Source organism: Pseudomonas sp. YY-1 (assembly GCF_002843095.1).
Taxonomy (GTDB): domain Bacteria; phylum Pseudomonadota; class Gammaproteobacteria; order Pseudomonadales; family Pseudomonadaceae; genus Aquipseudomonas; species Aquipseudomonas sediminis_A.
In genome coordinates, this window is record NZ_PJLX01000003.1 from 40,099 (window position 1) to 56,693 (window position 16,595).

The 16,595-nt window shown below is 62.5% G+C and carries 17 protein-coding genes; 10 read left to right on the forward strand and 7 right to left on the reverse strand.

Going from position 1 to position 16,595, the window contains the following annotated elements:
• Positions 1-2: 2 nt before the first annotated feature.
• On the reverse strand, positions 3-584 hold the full coding sequence (rpoE, locus tag CXP40_RS05290; protein ID WP_017677768.1) for an RNA polymerase sigma factor RpoE: 582 nt from the start codon (positions 582-584) through the stop codon (positions 3-5).
• 367 nt (positions 585-951) lie between these two features.
• Here rpoE and nadB point away from each other — a divergent pair, with 367 nt between their 5' ends.
• The gene (nadB, locus tag CXP40_RS05295; RefSeq protein WP_106732942.1) at positions 952-2,583 is read left to right on the forward strand and encodes an L-aspartate oxidase; all 1,632 of its coding nucleotides are present in this window, start codon (positions 952-954) and stop codon (positions 2,581-2,583) included.
• On the opposite strand, the gene CXP40_RS05300 is transcribed toward nadB, so the two are convergent.
• Both CXP40_RS05300 and CXP40_RS05305 read right to left on the reverse strand, forming a co-directional pair.
• Entirely contained in the window at positions 2,537-3,004 is a 468-nt protein-coding gene (locus CXP40_RS05300; protein WP_106732943.1) for a protein YgfX, read from the reverse strand. The two genes, nadB and CXP40_RS05300, sit on opposite strands and share 47 nt — an antisense overlap.
• On the reverse strand, positions 2,988-3,242 hold the full coding sequence (locus CXP40_RS05305; protein ID WP_017677771.1) for a succinate dehydrogenase assembly factor 2: 255 nt from the start codon (positions 3,240-3,242) through the stop codon (positions 2,988-2,990). Before CXP40_RS05305 ends, CXP40_RS05300 begins: the two co-directional genes overlap by 17 nt.
• A 145-nt stretch (positions 3,243-3,387) precedes the next feature.
• Here CXP40_RS05305 and CXP40_RS05310 point away from each other — a divergent pair, with 145 nt between their 5' ends.
• The 3 genes from CXP40_RS05310 (at position 3,388) to CXP40_RS05320 (ending at position 6,033) form a co-directional block, all read left to right on the forward strand.
• Complete coding sequence (locus tag CXP40_RS05310) at positions 3,388-4,329, forward strand: folate-binding protein YgfZ (RefSeq protein WP_106732944.1); 942 nt, start codon at positions 3,388-3,390, stop codon at positions 4,327-4,329.
• A 46-nt stretch (positions 4,330-4,375) separates the two neighbouring features.
• Positions 4,376-5,212 (forward strand): HDOD domain-containing protein, encoded by an 837-nt coding sequence (locus CXP40_RS05315; protein ID WP_017677773.1) that lies wholly within the window; start codon positions 4,376-4,378, stop codon positions 5,210-5,212.
• 65 nt (positions 5,213-5,277) lie between these two features.
• Positions 5,278-6,033, forward strand: a complete 756-nt coding sequence (locus CXP40_RS05320) for an ABC transporter substrate-binding protein (RefSeq protein WP_106732945.1) — start codon at positions 5,278-5,280, stop codon at positions 6,031-6,033.
• Here the strand turns inward: CXP40_RS05320 and CXP40_RS05325 are convergent.
• Together CXP40_RS05325 and CXP40_RS05330 are read right to left on the reverse strand one after the other, a co-directional pair.
• The gene (locus CXP40_RS05325) at positions 6,016-7,413 is read right to left on the reverse strand and encodes a sensor histidine kinase (protein WP_106732946.1); all 1,398 of its coding nucleotides are present in this window, start codon (positions 7,411-7,413) and stop codon (positions 6,016-6,018) included. The two genes, CXP40_RS05320 and CXP40_RS05325, sit on opposite strands and share 18 nt — an antisense overlap.
• Positions 7,410-8,081, reverse strand: a complete 672-nt coding sequence (locus CXP40_RS05330) for a response regulator (RefSeq protein WP_106733155.1) — start codon at positions 8,079-8,081, stop codon at positions 7,410-7,412. The genes CXP40_RS05325 and CXP40_RS05330 overlap by 4 nt, the downstream gene beginning before the upstream one ends.
• Before the next feature lie 268 nt (positions 8,082-8,349).
• On the opposite strand from CXP40_RS05330, the gene CXP40_RS05335 reads away from it, so the two are divergent.
• The 5 genes from CXP40_RS05335 (at position 8,350) to CXP40_RS05355 (ending at position 13,690) form a co-directional block, all read left to right on the forward strand.
• Complete coding sequence (locus CXP40_RS05335; protein WP_256579255.1) at positions 8,350-9,615, forward strand: OprD family porin; 1,266 nt, start codon at positions 8,350-8,352, stop codon at positions 9,613-9,615.
• A gap of 32 nt (positions 9,616-9,647) precedes the next feature.
• Entirely contained in the window at positions 9,648-10,628 is a 981-nt protein-coding gene (locus tag CXP40_RS05340; protein WP_104727086.1) for a tripartite tricarboxylate transporter substrate binding protein, read from the forward strand.
• Positions 10,629-10,718: 90 nt separating this feature from the next.
• A complete protein-coding gene (locus tag CXP40_RS05345) occupies positions 10,719-11,162 on the forward strand; it encodes a tripartite tricarboxylate transporter TctB family protein (RefSeq protein ID WP_106732948.1) in 444 nt (147 codons plus the stop codon).
• Between the two features lies 1 nt (position 11,163).
• Positions 11,164-12,684: a tripartite tricarboxylate transporter permease gene (locus CXP40_RS05350; RefSeq protein ID WP_106732949.1), complete on the forward strand. Its 1,521-nt coding sequence runs from the start codon at positions 11,164-11,166 to the stop codon at positions 12,682-12,684.
• Positions 12,668-13,690 (forward strand): AbrB family transcriptional regulator, encoded by a 1,023-nt coding sequence (locus tag CXP40_RS05355; protein ID WP_106732950.1) that lies wholly within the window; start codon positions 12,668-12,670, stop codon positions 13,688-13,690. The genes CXP40_RS05350 and CXP40_RS05355 overlap by 17 nt, the downstream gene beginning before the upstream one ends.
• Positions 13,691-13,839: 149 nt before the next feature.
• On the opposite strand, the gene CXP40_RS05360 is transcribed toward CXP40_RS05355, so the two are convergent.
• Complete coding sequence (locus tag CXP40_RS05360) at positions 13,840-14,721, reverse strand: RluA family pseudouridine synthase (protein ID WP_106732951.1); 882 nt, start codon at positions 14,719-14,721, stop codon at positions 13,840-13,842.
• A 126-nt stretch (positions 14,722-14,847) separates the two neighbouring features.
• On the opposite strand from CXP40_RS05360, the gene CXP40_RS05365 reads away from it, so the two are divergent.
• Positions 14,848-15,519 (forward strand): COG3650 family protein, encoded by a 672-nt coding sequence (locus CXP40_RS05365; RefSeq protein ID WP_106732952.1) that lies wholly within the window; start codon positions 14,848-14,850, stop codon positions 15,517-15,519.
• Positions 15,520-15,578: 59 nt separating this feature from the next.
• Here the strand turns inward: CXP40_RS05365 and CXP40_RS05370 are convergent, their stop codons facing one another.
• Positions 15,579-16,508 (reverse strand): LysR family transcriptional regulator, encoded by a 930-nt coding sequence (locus CXP40_RS05370; protein ID WP_106732953.1) that lies wholly within the window; start codon positions 16,506-16,508, stop codon positions 15,579-15,581.
• Between the last annotated feature and the right edge of the window lie 87 nt (positions 16,509-16,595).

Below are 16,595 nucleotides of genomic sequence, written 5' to 3' on the forward strand. Positions count from 1 at the left end.
CCTTAGGTTTCCTGCAGCAGAGGCTGCAGGGACTTATCAATTGCCTCACGTGCACGGAAGATCCGTGAACGCACTGTTCCTACCGGGCACTGCATGACACCGGCAATGTCCTCGTAACTCAGACCTTCAAACTCACGCAAGGTCAGAGCCGTGCGCAGGTCATCTGGCAACTGGGCGATGGTTCGATGCACCGTGGCTTCGATCTCGTCGCGCAGCAATGCCCGCTCCGGTGACTCGATGTCCTTGAGGCCGTGATCGCCATCGTAGAACTCCGCGTCATCGCTACTGACATCACTATCCGGCGGCCGCCGACCGCGGGACACCAGATAATTCTTCGCCGTGTTGATGGCGATGCGGTACAGCCATGTATAGAACGCACTGTCACCGCGAAAGTTTCCAAGCGCTCGGTAGGCTTTTACGAAAGCCTCCTGAGCAACGTCCTGAGCCTCGTGGGTGTCGTGCACGAATCGCACGATCAAACCGAGGATCTTGTGCTGATACTTCAGCACCAACAGATCGAAGGCACGCTTGTCACCACGCTGCACTCGCTCGACCAGTTGCTGATCATCTTCCTGGGTTAGCATGCACTCTCCTCATGAGGCTTGGAGGAGGCTTGCACCCGTAAGCGAATCAGCTTGCCAAGATAGACTCGGGTCTTACGCAAAAGTTCTCCCCTCCAAGCAAGCTTCCCGCAGAGATTGCTTTTCTCTGCCGGGAATAGCGCCAGCGGAACCTTTCCGCTCGCGCAAATAATCTTATCGCCGCTCATTTCCCACACCCTCCGTTAACTTCAGATGCAGGCACGCGCAAGCGCTCTCCCTTATATGGGCGACCCTCTATGGAACCTTAATGACTAAGAAAGTTCCCGAGCACCACGGTCGGTCATAAGCCACCTATTGTGCCGCTGCCCCTCTCTATATACTAGGGCTCGCTTTCACGCGGAACTCGGACATGAGCCAACACTTCCAGCACGACGTTCTGGTTATCGGCAGCGGTGCCGCCGGCCTGACCCTCGCCCTTACCCTTCCAACCCACTTGCGCATCGCGGTCTTGAGCAAAGGCAATCTCGCCAACGGCTCGACCTACTGGGCGCAAGGTGGTGTAGCGGCAGTACTGGATGACACCGACACGGTCGAATCCCACGTCGCCGACACCCTCGACGCAGGCGCCGGTCTGTGCCGCGAAGACGCGGTGCGATTCACGGTAGAACATAGCCGCGAAGCCATCCAGTGGCTGATCGACCAGGGCGTGCCTTTTACCCGCGACGATGAAACTGCGCGCGAGGATGGCGGTTTCGAGTTCCACCTGACCCGCGAAGGTGGCCATAGCCATCGACGCATCATTCACGCAGCCGACGCTACCGGTGCAGCGATCTTCAATACGCTGCTGGAGCAGGCCCGGCAACGCCCGAACATCGAGCTACTCGAGCAGCGCGTCGCCGTCGACCTGATTACCGAGCGCAAGCTCGGCCTGGATGGCGAGCGCTGTCTGGGCGCTTACGTACTGGATCGTGACCGCGGTGAAGTGGACACCTTCAGCGCGCGCTTCGTGATTCTCGCCACCGGCGGCGCGGCCAAGGTCTACCTCTATACCAGCAACCCCGACGGTGCCTGTGGCGATGGCATCGCCATGGCCTGGCGTGCCGGCTGTCGCGTCGGCAACCTGGAGTTCAACCAGTTCCACCCTACCTGCCTGTATCACCCGCAGGCCAAGAGCTTCCTGATCACCGAAGCCGTGCGTGGCGAAGGCGGCCTGCTCAAACTGCCCAATGGCGAACGCTTCATGCAGCGTTTCGATGAGCGCGCCGAACTGGCACCACGCGATATCGTTGCCCGCGCCATCGACCATGAAATGAAGCGCCTGGGCGTCGACTGCGTGTACCTGGACATCAGTCACAAGCCGGCCGAATTCATCAAGAGTCATTTCCCCACCGTCTACGAACGCTGCCTGGGCTTTGGCATCGACATCACCAAGCAGCCCATCCCGGTGGTGCCGGCGGCGCATTACACCTGCGGTGGCGTGGTGGTCGACCAGCATGGCCGCACCGACGTGCCCGGCCTCTACGCCATTGGCGAAACCAGCTTTACCGGCCTGCATGGCGCCAACCGCATGGCCAGCAATTCGCTGCTCGAATGCTTCGTTTATGCGCGCTCAGCCTGCGCCGATATCGTCGAGCAGTTGGACAGCATCGGCATGCCCAGCAACCTCCCGGACTGGGACGCCAGCCAGGTGACCGACTCCGACGAGGACGTGATCATCGCCCACAACTGGGATGAGCTGCGGCGTTTCATGTGGGACTACGTCGGTATCGTGCGCACCAACAAGCGCCTGCAGCGCGCGCAACACCGCGTGCGCCTGCTGCTGGACGAGATCGACGAGTTCTATTCCAACTACAAGGTCAGTCGTGATCTGATCGAGCTGCGCAACCTCGCACTGGTCGCCGAGCTGATGATCCGCTCGGCCATGCAGCGTCATGAAAGCCGCGGGCTGCACTACACCCTCGACTACCCCGAGCAGTTGGCCGAAGCCCGCGACACTATTCTGACGCCGACGTCCCAGGCTCAGCCCAGCGCCGCCGGCTGAACTTCAGACGCAAGCGCAGGCGCCGGTGCTGCTCGGGCGCCAGCGCATCGCGGGCAATGCACAGCCCACGACTGAAACGCTGGCCTGGCAGGCGGTAGCGCAGCACCACCGCCAGCGGCAACGCCAGACTGTCAGGGCGCAGCTGCACCGCCTGCCAGCCTGCTGCAACGCTGTATAGATGCCAGCCGAATCCATCACGGCGCAAACCCGTGATGGACTGTGGCGCAGTCAGCAAGACGTGTCGCGGTAGCGCCCAGGCGGCATGTGCCAGGCACGCCACGAGTGACAGCAGCCTGGACCAGGTGGGAATGTCGGCCAGCCACGGCGCCAGCAAGGCCAGCGCCTGGACCGACAGGTAGAGCCTCAGCAGCCAGCGTGATGGCTGCCAACGGCACTCGAAGACATCACTTGGGTTGGACACGGTCCAGGATCATGCGCACGATATGGCGCAGGTCGGCATCCTCGGGCTCGCCGCGCTGCATGAACCAGCCGAACATGTCCTGATCCTCGCACTCCAGCAGCTTGCGATAGCGCGCCTGGTTCTCGGCATCCAGGCTCGGGTACACCTCCTTGACGAAAGGCACCAGCAGCACGTCCAGCTCCAGCATGCCACGGCGGCTATGCCAGAACAGGCGATTCAGTTCACTTTGCTCAACCATGCAACGGACTCCTCGAACGAGGCCGGCAGTATAACGGCGAATTGCCTCGCTGTTCACCGAGACGCTGCGCAATTGCGCTGACAAGGCCCCACCCTGCCCACTATGATGACGCCCCTGACCTTTATTCAGTGATTCGATTTGCATCATGGCCGATAGCGCTTACTTCACACTCCTCGATCACGAAGGCCTGCTCGCCGTACGCGGCGCGGACGCAGCCAAGTTCCTGCAGGGCCAAGTGACCTGCAATATCAATTACCTCAGTGCCAGCCAGTCCAGCCTTGGCGCCCGCTGCACGCCCAAGGGCCGCATGCTGTCGAGCTTTCGCATCGTCCCGGTGGAAGACGGATACCTGCTGGCCATGGCACGCGAACTGATCGAGTCGCAGCAGGCCGATCTGCAGAAATATGCGGTGTTCTCCAAATCCAAGCTCAGCGACGAAAGCGCCGCCTGGGTCCGTTTTGGCCTGGCGGGCGCCGATGCCGTGCTGAGCGAACTCGATCTGCAGCTGGGCACCGCCAGTGATTCCCTGGCCAGCGCCGGCCAACTGCTCGCCGTACGCCTGAGCGATGGCCGCGCCGAACTTTGGGCGCCGGCAGAGGAAGCGCCAAAGCTGCAAGCCCAATTGGCCGCTCAACTGCCGCAGGCGCCACTGAACGACTGGTTGCTGGCTCAGGTCCGTGCGGGGGTGGGCCAGGTGTTCGGCGCGACACGTGAGCTGTTCATCCCGCAGATGATCAACCTGCAGGCCCTCGGCGGCGTGAGTTTCAAGAAAGGCTGCTACACCGGCCAGGAAATCGTCGCGCGCATGCAGTACCTGGGCAAGCTCAAGCGCCGCCTGCAGCGCCTGCGTCTGGTCGCTGCAGAGCTACCGGCCGTCGGCGTCGAATTGTTCTCACCGGTGCATGGCTCCAGCGTTGGCGAAGTGGTGCTGGCGGCCCAGGCCGGCGACGCCATCGAGCTGCTCGCCGTGTTGCAGGAAGACGCCGTGAACGACGGCCGCATTCATCTCGGCAGCAGTGAAGGCCCGCCCCTGACCCTGCTCGACCTGCCTTATCAGCTGGATGCCGACCAGGAAATCCAGCGCTGACTAAACTTCCCCGGCGCCGCATCGGATCGCCTAAGAGAGCTACTTCATGAGCAAGCTTGCCGAAAAAGTCCAACAGGAACTGATCCACGCCATCGAAAACGATGAGCTGGTACTGCCCACCCTGCCCGAGGTGGCATTGCGGGTGCGTGAAGCAGCCGAAGACCCGGATGTGGGTATTCCGCAGATCAGCAAGGTAATCGGTAACGACGCCGCCCTCACCGCGCGCATCATCAAGGTGGTCAACAGCCCGCTGCTGCGCAGCAACAAGGAGATCACCGACCTGCAGATGGCCGTCAGCCGTCTGGGCATCAACTACACCTGCAACCTGGCCACCGGCCTGGCCATGGAGCAGATGTTCCAGGCCACCAGCGACGTGGTCGACCGCAAGATGCGCGAGGTGTGGAACAAGAGCACCGAGATCGCCGGTATCTGCCACGTGCTGTGCCGTCACTACACCCGCCTGATGCCGGACCAGGCTACGCTCGCCGGCCTGGTGCACCAGATCGGCGTGCTGCCGATCCTCACCTACGCCGAAGAGCATAACGAGCTGCTGGCCGACTCCATCAGCCTCAACCATGTCATCGAGCAGATTCACCCGATCATCGGCGACAAGATCCTGCGCACCTGGGAATTTCCCGAACCCATCGCCATCGTGCCGAGCCAGTATCTGGACTTCACGCGCGACTCGGCCAAGGTCGATTATGTCGATATCGTCCAGGTCGCCACACTGCAGAGCTACCTGGGCAGCGAGCACCCCTACACCCAGCTGGACTGGAGCAAGGTGCCGGCGTTCGCCAAGCTCGGTCTTGATCCGCAGGTCGACATGCAGGCCGACGAAGACCTCTCCGCTGCCATGGAAGCAGCCATGAGCATGCTGCAATAAAAGCATCTCGCCATGGATGGCAAAATGCCTCTACACTCGAGCCATTCGCTTGAGGAAGTAGGGCCATGCGTTACGCATTTCTCCTGCTCGTCCTGATGCTCGGCAGCGCCCAGGCTGGCGAGCAGGTGCGCCTCACCAACGGCGAATGGCCGCCGTACCTCGGCGAAACCCTGCCCCACCATGGCGTGGCCTCACGCATCGTCGCCGAGGCATTTGCGCTGCAAGGCGTCGAAGTGCAATGGGAATTTCACCCCTGGGCACGCTCGCTGAAAATGGCCGAGGAAGGTACCCGCGACGGCAGCGCCGTCTGGCTTGCCAACCCCGAACGTGAACAACACTTTCACATCAGCGAGCCGGTGGTCGAAAGCGGTTACTACCTGTTTCATCGCAAGAGCCACGCGTTTGACTGGAACGATGTCGAGGATCTGCGCGGTCTGCGCATTGCGGGTACCCGTGGCTATGACTACGGCGAAGCCTTTCAACGTGCCGAAGCCGCCGGAGAGCTCGAGGTGGTACGCCTGACCGGTGATGAACAGGGCCTGCGCCAGTTGCTGGCCGGGCGCATCGATGTGTTTCCCGTGGACAAGGTGGTGGGCTTCGACCTGCTCTATCAGAAATTCAGCGCTGCCGAACGCCAGCGCCTGAGCGTTCATCGCAAGCCTCTGCGCAGCGACAGTCTGCATCTGCTGCTATCGCGCGAGGTGCCGGGCAATGACCAACTGGTGCAACGCTTCAATCGTGGCCTGAATCAATTGCGCGACAGTGGCAAGGTTTCCCAGTACCTGCTGGAGATTCAGCAGCCGCTAAGCCTCAGCCACTGATAACGGAAACTCGACACGTACCCGCAGGCCATGCGGCTGCGCTTGATGCAGGCTGATACGAGCCTGATGGGCGCGACAGATCTCACCAACGATGGCCAAGCCGAGGCCTGCGCCATTGCCGAGGTTGCTACGTCGGTAGAAACGCTCGAAAACCTTCTCATGCTCGGCCTCGGGAATACCCGGACCGTCATCCTCAACCTCGAGTACCGACGGCGCCAGTGCGCGGATGATCAGGTTGCCGCCGGCCGGTGTATGCGCCAATGCGTTATCCAGCAGGTTATTGAGTAACTCGTTGAGCAACGTGGGCTCGCCATCGATCCACACCGAATGATCAGCCTCCAGCGCCAGCGCGACACCACGGGCATGAGCCAGTGGCGCCATGGCCAGCCCCAGTTCACGCGCCAGCTGACTGAGATCGATACGCTGAGCACCGCCTTCGGTAATGGCTCGCGCACCACTCTCGATACGCGCCAGCGACAGCAGTTGATTGGCCAGCAACGTCAGGCGGTCACCCTGCTGCGCCACCTGTTCAAGAGTGCTACGCCATTGCTCGGGCTGCTCGGCACGCAAGCCCAGGGTGATGCGCGCTTTCAGCGCCGCCAGAGGCGTACGCAACTCATGGGCGGCATCGGCAATGAACTGCGACTGCCGCTCGAACAGGCCTCGCAACCGCTCGTTGAATTGGTTCAAGGCCTCCACAAGCGGCAGCACCTCTCGCGGCAGGCCACTATCCGGCAACGGCTGCAGGTCTTCGCTGGCCCTTTCCGCCACCTCCCGGCGTAGCGCCTCCAGTGGCCGCAAGGCCAGATTAACGGCCAACCACACCAGCAGCAGTGCACTGAACGAAAGCAAGCCCATACGCCACAGGGTGCCAATCAGCAGCTCACGGGCCATGCGCTCGCGCGCGCCCTGCGTCTCCGCCACACGAATTTCAGCGATGCCATTGAGCTGCGGTTCGCTGACCGGCTGCAGCAGGCTGACAACTCGCACGCCCTGGTTGCGGTAAACGGCGTCGTAGAAGTGCGCCAGCGCCGGATAATCGTCAGTGCGTGGCGTGCCCGCTGGCGCTGGCGGCAGGTCCTCATAGCCGGAAACCTGATTGCCCTGCAGGTCAAGCACTTGGTAGTAGATGCGTCCAGCGCTGTCGTAGGCAAAGGTATCCAGTGCCACGTAAGGAATATTGGCGAGCAGCCGACCGTCGTCGGCATAGAGACCATCAGCCACTGCACGCGCCGATGCCAGTAGCGTTCGGTCATAGGCGGTGTCAGCTGCGCGGCGCGCACTCCAATAGGCACTGAAGCTGCTCAGCAGCAAGATCAGCGACAACAGCAGCGCCAGACGCCGCAGCAGACGCCCACGCAGGCTGACACCACGGCTCATGCCTCGACCGCTTCCAACAGGTAGCCGAGACCACGGAAGGTGACGATGCGTACAGCACTACCCTCGAGCTTCTTGCGCAGGCGGTGGATGTAGATCTCGATGGCATCCGGACTGGCATCCTCGTCCAGACCGAACACCTGCGCCGCCAGTTGCTCCTTGCTCATCACCCTGCCCGGCCTGGCGATCATCGCCTCCAGCACTGCCTGTTCACGGGCAGTCAGGCTGAGCGCTTCGCCTTTGAGACTGAAACGACGTGCGCCAAGGTCGTAGACCAGGTCGCCGCAGCGCTGCAATTGCTCACCGCCCAGCACGCTGCGCCGCAGCAGCGCTTTGACCCGAGCCTCCAGCTCGGTCAGCTCGAAGGGTTTGGCCAGGTAGTCATCTGCCCCAAGGTTGAGGCCATGCACGCGGTCTTTCACTTCGCCACGTGCAGTCAGCATCAGTACCGGCAGGGTCTGGCCGCGGTCACGCAGGCGCGCCAGCACCGCGAAGCCGTCCAGGCGTGGCAGGCCGATATCGAGGATTGCCAAGGCGTACTCTTCGCTGCACAGCGCAAGGTCAGCGGCAACGCCATCATGCAGAACGTCCACAGTCCAGCCGGCGCCCTTGAGCGCCTGAGCCACGCTTTCCGCCAATTGCGGGTGGTCTTCGACCAGCAGAATCCGCACCGCCACCTCCAACTGCAGCATCGTTAAAGGCGCGCAGTGTAGCGCCGCCACGGCTGCTGTGAATTGCTCAAATGCCAAAGCAGCATCTGTTTGCCCGCTCGCGTGACCTGCCGGAACGCAACATCGCAACGCCATAAAAATCTTTCTTTCATGAAAGCCTAGTGAAAGCTTGCCCTCATAGCATCGTTGCAAGGTGGCTCGATCCACCTGCTCAAGCGACCTGACAGTGGTGCCAGGCAGCGACAAGAACAATAACGGAGACCACATGATGCTCGCAGCCTCACGCCAGGCTTTGCCGCCTATCCGCCTGCTCTGCCTGGCCATCGCCGCTACCGGCGCTGCCCCCCTCGCCAACGCCGCCTTCATCGAAGACAGCAGTGCCAGCCTCACCGCTACCAACATCTATTTCAATCGCGATTTCCGCGAAGGTTCCGGCCAGAACAAACGTGAAGAATGGGGTCAGGGCTTTCGTCTTGACCTGCAATCCGGCTTCACCGAAGGCACCGTCGGTTTCGGTGTCGACGCCATGGGTCTGCTCGGCCTCAAGCTCGACTCCGGTCGAGGCCGCACCGGCACCGATCTGCTGCCCGTACATGATGATGGTCGCTCAGCCGACGAATTCAGCCGCCTAGGCCTGACCGCCAAGGTCAAGGTCTCCGCAACCGAGCTGCGCTATGGCTCGCACGTTCCCGAGCTGCCCGTGGTCAAGGCCAGCGACAGCCGTCTGCTGCCGCAGGTATTCGAAGGTGGCTTGCTGACCTCTTCAGAACTCGAGGGCCTGACCTTCACTGGTGGTCGCCTGGACAAGGTCATCGACCGCGCATCCACCGACGAAGAAGACCTGGTACTGAACAGCAAGAACAGCCGCTTTGCCGGTGGCATCAGTGCCGATCATCTGGACCTGGCCGGCGTCGACTACAAATTCACCCCGGGTGTCACCGGCCGCTACTACTTCGCCGATCTGGATGACATCTATCGTCAGCACTTCCTCGGCTTGCTCACCAGCCACAAGATCGGTCCTGGCACCCTGAGCAGCGATCTGCGCCTGATCTACAGCAGCGACAGTGGCGCGGCCAAGGCCGGCAAGGTCGACAACCGCGCCATCAACGGCATGGTCAGCTATGGCCTGGGGGCGCACAAATTCGGCCTGGGTTTCCAGGACATGAGCGGCGACACCGGCTTTGCCTACATCGATGGCAGCGATCCGTTTCTGGTCAACTTCGTGCAGATCAACGACTTCGCCAACGCCGACGAGCGTTCCTGGCAGGCCCGCTACGATTACAACTTCGCCAGCATCGGGGTTCCCGGCCTGACGTTCATGACCCGTTACATCCGTGGTGACGACGCACGTATCGCCGGCTCCGACGACCGTGGCGGCGAATGGGAACGCGATATCGAGTTCAAGTACGTGGTGCAAACCGGCCCGCTCAAGGACCTCTACGTACGCGTGCGCAACGCCAGCTTCCGCTCCGACTTCGCCCGCGACGCGGACGAGAACCGTGTCATCGTCGGCTACACCCTGCCGATTTGGTAAACAACAACAAGACTCGTGAGGAATCACCCATCATGAAATCCGTACTGACCCGCGCCGCTCTGGCGACTGCCTGCCTGGCCTTCGCCAGCCAACTGCTGGCTGCCGAACCCAAGCGCCCCGAATGCATCGCCCCGGCCAAGCCCGGTGGTGGTTTCGACCTGACCTGCAAACTGGCCCAGAGTGGTCTGAAAGACGAAGGCCTGCTCAAGGCGCCAATGCGCGTCACCTACATGCCAGGCGGTGTCGGCGCCGTGGCCTACAACGCCGTGGTCGCTCAGCGCGCCAAGGACCCGGGCACCATCACCGCCTTCTCCTCGGGCTCGCTGCTGAACCTGGCCCAGGGCAAGTTCGGTCGTTATGACGAAAACGCCGTACGTTGGCTGGCCGCGGTCGGTACCGACTACGGTGCGATCACCGTGCGCGCCGACTCTCCGTACAAGAATCTCGATGACCTGGTTCAGGCCCTGAAGAAAGATCCGTCCAGCATCGTCTTCGGCGCCGGCGCCACCATCGGCGGCCAGGACTGGATGCAGACCGCGCTGATCGCCCGTCTGGCCGGGATCGAGCCGAAGAACCTGCGCTATGTTGCCTTCGAAGGCGGCGGTGAAACTCTCACCGCCATGCTCGGCGGCCATGTACAGGTCACCAGCAGCGGCCTGGGTGAAGTCACCCCGCAACTGGAAGCGAAGAAAGTACGCATCCTCGCGGTGCTCTCCGATGAGCGCCTGCCGGGCAAACTGGCCGAGATCCCGACAGCCAAGGAGCAGGGCTACGACATCACCTGGCCGGTGATCCGCGGTTTTTACATGGGCCCGGAAGTCAGCGACGAGCAGTTCAACTGGTGGAAACAGCAGTTCGACACCCTGCTGGCCAGCGAAGAGTTCGCCAAGCTGCGTGAACAACGCGACCTGCTGCCATTGTCGGTTACCGGTGATGACCTCGATACCCTGGTGCACAAGCAGGTTGCCGAGTACAAGACCCTGGCCGGTGAATTCGGCCTGATGCAGGAATAAGTGCATCGACAGGTTCGGCGTTGCCCGACGCCGAACCTGTAGTTGAGCGCCTCGCCGCTCGATCCTGTCCCAACGCAAGAGACCACTGCTATGTACGTTCGCCTGTTCGCTGCGATCTGGCTGCTGTTGTGCGCCTTTCTCGCAGTCATCGCCTGGGGTTTCCAGGCCCCCTTCGCCTACGACCCTGTCGGCCCGAGGGCCTATCCGCTGCTGCTGCTGGCATTGATGGCTGCTGGTGCCGCCTGGCTGATCTTCAAGCCGGGTCCGCAGACCGAGGCGCTCAGCCGCCAGGCGCTGCAGCGTGCAGGCCTGTGCATCCTGACACTGTTGGCCTATGCCCTGCTCTTCGAACCCCTGGGCTTCGTCCTCAGCACCGCACTGGCAACCTTCGTTCTGGGCCTGCTGTTCACGGGTCGTGTGCTGCCGTGCCTGATTAGTGGCGCCCTGATGGGTGTGCTGCTGTATGCATTGTTCGATTATGCGCTAGACGTTCCGCTGCCACTGGGCGTGTTCGAAGCGTTGGTGGAGAGCTGAGATGGAAACATTACATTTTCTGATGCAGGGCTTTGACGTCGCCACCCGGCCGACCAACCTGCTGGTTGCCCTGTTCGGTGCCTTCGTTGGCACCATCGTCGGTCTGCTGCCGGGCCTGGGCCCGATCAACGGTGTCGCCCTGCTGCTGCCCTTGGCCTTCGCCCTTGGCCTGCCGCCGGAAACCGCACTGATTCTGCTCGCCGCCGTCTATCTGGGCTGCGAGTATGGCGGCCGTATTTCCGCCATTCTGCTCAACGTACCCGGCGATGCCGCCGCGGTGATGACCACCCTCGACGGCTACCCGCTGGCACGTCAGGGCAAGGCCGGCATCGCCCTGTCGCTGTCGGCAGTGAGCTCCTTCACCGGCAGCATGATCGCCACCTGCGGTGTGGTGCTGTTCGCGCCGATCCTGGCGAAATGGGCAGTGGCCTTCGGCCCGGCCGAGTACTTCGTACTGATGATCTTCGCGATTGCCTGCCTCGGCGGCATGGTCGGCGACAAGCCGGTCAAGACCTTGCTCTCGGCCCTGATCGGCCTGGCACTGGCCACAGTCGGGGTCGACTCCACCACTGGGGTATACCGCTTCACCTTCGACAGTGTCAGCTTGTCCGACGGCATCCAGTTCGTCATCGTGGTGATCGGCTTCTTCAGTGTCAGCGAAATTCTGCTGATGCTGGAAAACACCCACAACGGCCAGAAGGCCGTGAAGGCCAGCGGCCGCGTGCTGTTCAACTTCAAGGAATACTGCTTCACCTTCTGGACCATGATTCGCAGCTCGGTCGCCGGCTTCATCATTGGCGTACTGCCGGGCGCCGGTGCAACCATCGCCAGCGCCATGACCTACATGACCGAGAAGCGCCTGGCGGGTGACAGCGGCAAGTTCGGCGACGGTGACCTGCGCGGCGTTGCGGCGCCTGAGTCGGCCAACAACGCTTCGGCCTGCGGCTCGCTGATCCCGATGCTGACCCTTGGCGTGCCGGGTTCGGGCACCACCGCAGTGATGATCGGTGCGCTGACCCTGTACAACATCACACCCGGCCCGCTGCTGTTCGAACAGCAGCCCGACGTGGTCTGGGGTCTGATCGCCTCGCTGTTCATCGGCAACATCATCCTGCTGGTGATGAACATTCCGCTGGTCGGCCTGTTCTCGCGCATGCTCAGCGTGCCGAACTGGGTGCTGGTGCCCGCCATCACCGTGATCAGCATGGTCGGTGTCTACGCGGTACACAGCACCACCTTCGACCTAGTATTGATGATCGCGCTTGGCGTGTTTGGCTACATCCTGCGCAAGCTGGATTTCCCACTCTCGGCCGTGATTCTCGGCTTCGTACTGGGTGAGATGATGGAAGACAACCTGCGTCGCGCGCTGTCGATCTCCGCTGGTGACCTGGGCATCCTCTGGGGCAGCCCGATCACCCTGGTACTGTGGGCGCTGGTAGCGCTGATGCTGGCCCTGCCGGGCATCCGCTGGATGCGTCGACGCAAGCAGATCAAGGCTGGGGCTGATGCCACTGCCGCGTGATCTTTGGGTAACGCCGCTGGCCGGAATGGTCGGCGGTTACCTGGCCAGCCTCGCCGGCTGGCCTTTGCCGTGGATGGTCGGTTCCTTGCTGGCGGTCATCGCCGTGCGCTGTCTGGCCGACCGCCCCTTCAGTGAACTGCCCGGCGGGCGCAAGGCCGGACAGTGGCTGGTGGCCAGCGGTATCGGCCTGCATTTCACCAGCGACGTGCTGGAACAGGTGCTCAGCCACTTGCCCGTTATCGTCATGGGCGCTTTCGGCACGCTTCTGCTCAGCCTGATCGGCATCGCCATCCTTCGCCGTGCCGGCGTAGACCGTGCTACCGCCTTCTTCGCCAGCATGCCTGGCGGCGCCAGCGAGATGGTCAATCTGGCCCTGCGTCACGACGCGCAACCCGCACGTGTCGCTGCGGCGCATAGTCTGCGCCTGCTGCTGGTGGTGCTGCTGATTCCGGCGCTGTTCACCTGGGGCCTGCCCGACGTCAGCGCGCCACCTCGCGCACCGGTGGACTGGACCTGGCTGATTGGTCTGCTCGCCGCTGGTGCTGTGCTGGCAGTGCTCTGGGGACATCTTAAACAACCCAACCCCTGGATGCTTGGTCCACTGGTCGCCTGCGCCGTGGCCAGTGCCAGTTTCGACCTGCATCTGGGCCTGCCGCAAGGTATGGGCCAGCTTGGCCAATGGCTGATCGGTTGCGCCCTGGGCTGTCACTTCGACCGCGCCTTCTTCCGCAGCGCGCCGGGTTTTCTCGCCCGCGTGCTGGCCTTCACCCTGCTGGCGATGCTCGCCGCTGCCGCACTCGGCGAAGCCCTTGGTTGGCTGGCCGGCGAAGACCATCTGTCGTTGATGCTGGGCATGATGCCGGGCGGTATCACGGAGCTGTGTCTGACCGCCGAAGCCTTGCAGCTATCGGTAGCGCTGGTCACTGCCCTGCAGGTGCTACGGCTGTTTCTGGTGATGTTCCTCGCCGAACCCTTATTCAAGCTCTGGTGCAAGAGCCACGCTTAGCCCGCCTTGTGCGGGCTTTTTTTTATGCCTTCGGCAACACACGGTGGAAGACGCTTTCGGCTCTGGCGTCCTGCTTCGCTCTACCTCCTGCATCCATGCAGTCGTAGCGGCGAAAAGCTCGCGGCTGAAGCCCCTCCCACGAGTGGAAGCTACCACTGCAGCTGCAATTCGCTCTGGAACTCACGCACTTGACCACTGACCGGGTCGACGAAGCGCAAGCCGCGCGCCAGCAGCTTGAGCGGCTTGCCGTAGTCATCCGGCTGATTACGCGACTCCAGCAACTGCGGATAGAAATCGTCGCCGACGATGGGCGCACCGAGCCCGGCCAGATGTACGCGCAGTTGATGCTTACGCCCGGTTACCGGCGACAAGCCGTAACGCCACAGTTCGCCGCGTCGTTCCAGCACCTCGATTCGCGTTTCGCTGTTGGCCTCGCCAGCAACTTCCTGCATACGAAAGAACGGCTCGCCATCAACCATCCGTGAACGGTGTAGGTAGGGAAACTGCAGCTGCGGCAATGCAGGGGCGATGGCCTCATAGCACTTCTCCACCGCACGCTGGCGAAACAGTGCCTGATACTGGCCGCGACTGGCTGGATTGACCGAGAACAGCACCAGGCCGGCCGTCAGTCGGTCGATGCGGTGGATCGGCACCAGATCGGGATTGCCGGTGCGCTTGATCAGCCGCGCCAGCAGCGTCTGCTCGACGTATTCACCGGCCGGCATCACCGGCAGGAAATGCGGTTTGTCGGCGACCAGCAGGTGCTCGTCCTGCCACAGCACCTGCTCGTCGAAGGGAATCGGCGTCTCGTTCGGCACCTCACGGAAATAGCGCACCTTGAGCCCGACGCGATAAGGGTGCGTGGCATCGATAGGCGCACCAGCCGCATCCAGCACCCGACCGCGCGCCATACGTTGCAGCCAGGTGGCGCGGTCGATGGCGGGAAAGTGATCGCACAGGCAATCGAGCACCGTCGCCCAGTGGCCCTGGGGCAAATGAAGCGTGCTGGGGCGCATGGCGAGGTTGGGCATTGCAGAAGCTGCTCGACGGCTTATGAAGGGGCGAATTAGGCCGTACTCGTGCGGCCCAGTCAAAGCAAACGGCTTGAGCCAAGGTCGCGCTGTGGCTATGGTGGCCGCTCGTATCTGGAGAGACTCATGTCCATCACCCGCTCCCTGCTTACCAGCGTCGCCCTTCTCCCGCTCCTGGCCGCCTGCCAGGTCTACACCGGCAAGCCGGAAGGCCCACCGCCAGCGACTCGCTTGCAAGGTCAAGTCCAGGTCGAAAATGGTCAGCTGGTGTTCACTCCCTGCCAGGAACAGCGTCGCTTCGTGCTGGTCGATGGCGACACCACCGGTATCGAGCGCGAAGTCATGCAACTTGGCAGTGATAGCCAGTCCAGCCTGTTCGCCGATCTGGCCGGGCGCCTGGGCGGCAGCCAGGGCAAGGGCAGCGATGGTCGCTTCGAAGTCAACCAGATCTATCGTCTGCAAGGTGAAGGACACGGCTGCGACGACCTCAACTTCAAGCGCCTGGCCCTGCGCGCCAGCGGCAACGAGCCGTTCTGGCAAGTGGAAGTCGGTAGCAAGGGCCTGGTACTGAACCGCCCTGATCAAGAGCCGTTGGCCCTGCCTTATCTGGAAGAACAGATGCCGGACGGTCGCCTGAATTTCAGCAGCGAAGCCAATGGTCAGCGTCTGGACCTGTGGGTTGCACCGCAGCGCTGCGTCGACGGCATGAGCGGCGCGGTCAACCACCTCAGCGCCGAACTGCGCCTCGAGGGCCAGGTGCTGCGTGGCTGCGCACATTTCGGCGCCATGCGTAACTGAGCCGCGCCAATGCCGGTGGCCCCGCCAGGTGTCACCGGCATGGATTGCTCAACGGGGTGCTAGCCCAAACTTCCGGCGAAACGCCGCGCGTAATCTTCCCGCTCGAAGGCCTCGACCACGAAGTCGATGAAGCTGCGTGTCTTGCCCGGCAGCAACTGACGACTGGGGTAATACAGCGACAACGCGCCGGCATCCGCCCACCAGCGCGGCAGCACCCGCACCAGCTCGCCCGTCTCCAGCCAGGGCAACACATCGGGCACGGCAAGCATCGCCACTCCCAGGCCCAACCGCGCAGCCTCTCGCACAGCAGTTGGATCGTTGACCACCAGGGTCTCACGCATCGTCGCGATCACTTCATCGCCCTGTGCGTTGCGCATGTTCCAGGTACGGATACGACCCGAAGACAGAGAGCGCATGACGATGCAGTCCAGCTCGATCAGGCCTGATGGATCGGCTGGCAACCTGTGCCGAGCCAGATAAGCGGGAGAGGCAAAGGCAACGACGTGCAGCGGCGCCAGTGTGCGGGCGACCACGCCGCTGGCCAGCTCGAAGCCACCGCCGATGGCGGCGTCGTAGCCCTCGGAAATCAGGTCGACCGTACGGTTCTCGAAATGCCATTCAGGGCGAACGCGGGGATAACGCTGCAGGAACTCGGGCAAAAGAGGCAGCAGGTAACCGGTCCCAAAGGATGGCGCCAGGCTGATCTTGAGCACACCGGCCGGCTGGCCATCATCGGCTGATACGGCGGCGATGGCGTTCTGCAAGGACTCCAGATTGCCGCTAACCGCGGCCAAGAAAGACTCGCCCGCCTCGGTCAGCGTCAGCTTGCGCGTCGAGCGCTGGAACAACCGTACACCCAGGTTGCGCTCCAGCATGGCGACATTGCGGCTCACCGCTGCAGGCGTCAGAGCAAGACGACGTGCAGCCGCCGAGAAGCTACCGCTCTCGGCACTGCGTACGAATGATTCCAGGTTGGCTAATGTCTCCATGGACCGATATTAAACAGATACTTGAAGATAATCCAAACGATTAGCTGCTAATCAAAGATGAATGAAAACGCGATAGTCACTCCACCG

What these genes read in the sequence shown, in the direction of transcription:
- rpoE (WP_017677768.1), bottom strand. Translation starts at nt 584, where the DNA reads ATGCTAACCCAGGAAGATGATCAGCAACTGGTCGAGCGAGTGCAGCGT.
- nadB (WP_106732942.1), top strand. Translation starts at nt 952, where the DNA reads ATGAGCCAACACTTCCAGCACGACGTTCTGGTTATCGGCAGCGGTGCC.
- CXP40_RS05305 (WP_017677771.1), bottom strand. Translation starts at nt 3,242, where the DNA reads ATGGTTGAGCAAAGTGAACTGAATCGCCTGTTCTGGCATAGCCGCCGT.
- CXP40_RS05310 (WP_106732944.1), top strand. Translation starts at nt 3,388, where the DNA reads ATGGCCGATAGCGCTTACTTCACACTCCTCGATCACGAAGGCCTGCTC.
- CXP40_RS05315 (WP_017677773.1), top strand. Translation starts at nt 4,376, where the DNA reads ATGAGCAAGCTTGCCGAAAAAGTCCAACAGGAACTGATCCACGCCATC.
- CXP40_RS05320 (WP_106732945.1), top strand. Translation starts at nt 5,278, where the DNA reads ATGCGTTACGCATTTCTCCTGCTCGTCCTGATGCTCGGCAGCGCCCAG.
- CXP40_RS05325 (WP_106732946.1), bottom strand. Translation starts at nt 7,413, where the DNA reads ATGAGCCGTGGTGTCAGCCTGCGTGGGCGTCTGCTGCGGCGTCTGGCG.
- CXP40_RS05335 (WP_256579255.1), top strand. Translation starts at nt 8,350, where the DNA reads ATGCTCGCAGCCTCACGCCAGGCTTTGCCGCCTATCCGCCTGCTCTGC.
- CXP40_RS05340 (WP_104727086.1), top strand. Translation starts at nt 9,648, where the DNA reads ATGAAATCCGTACTGACCCGCGCCGCTCTGGCGACTGCCTGCCTGGCC.
- CXP40_RS05345 (WP_106732948.1), top strand. Translation starts at nt 10,719, where the DNA reads ATGTACGTTCGCCTGTTCGCTGCGATCTGGCTGCTGTTGTGCGCCTTT.
- CXP40_RS05350 (WP_106732949.1), top strand. Translation starts at nt 11,164, where the DNA reads ATGGAAACATTACATTTTCTGATGCAGGGCTTTGACGTCGCCACCCGG.
- CXP40_RS05355 (WP_106732950.1), top strand. Translation starts at nt 12,668, where the DNA reads ATGCCACTGCCGCGTGATCTTTGGGTAACGCCGCTGGCCGGAATGGTC.
- CXP40_RS05360 (WP_106732951.1), bottom strand. Translation starts at nt 14,721, where the DNA reads ATGCCCAACCTCGCCATGCGCCCCAGCACGCTTCATTTGCCCCAGGGC.
- CXP40_RS05365 (WP_106732952.1), top strand. Translation starts at nt 14,848, where the DNA reads ATGTCCATCACCCGCTCCCTGCTTACCAGCGTCGCCCTTCTCCCGCTC.
- CXP40_RS05370 (WP_106732953.1), bottom strand. Translation starts at nt 16,508, where the DNA reads ATGGAGACATTAGCCAACCTGGAATCATTCGTACGCAGTGCCGAGAGC.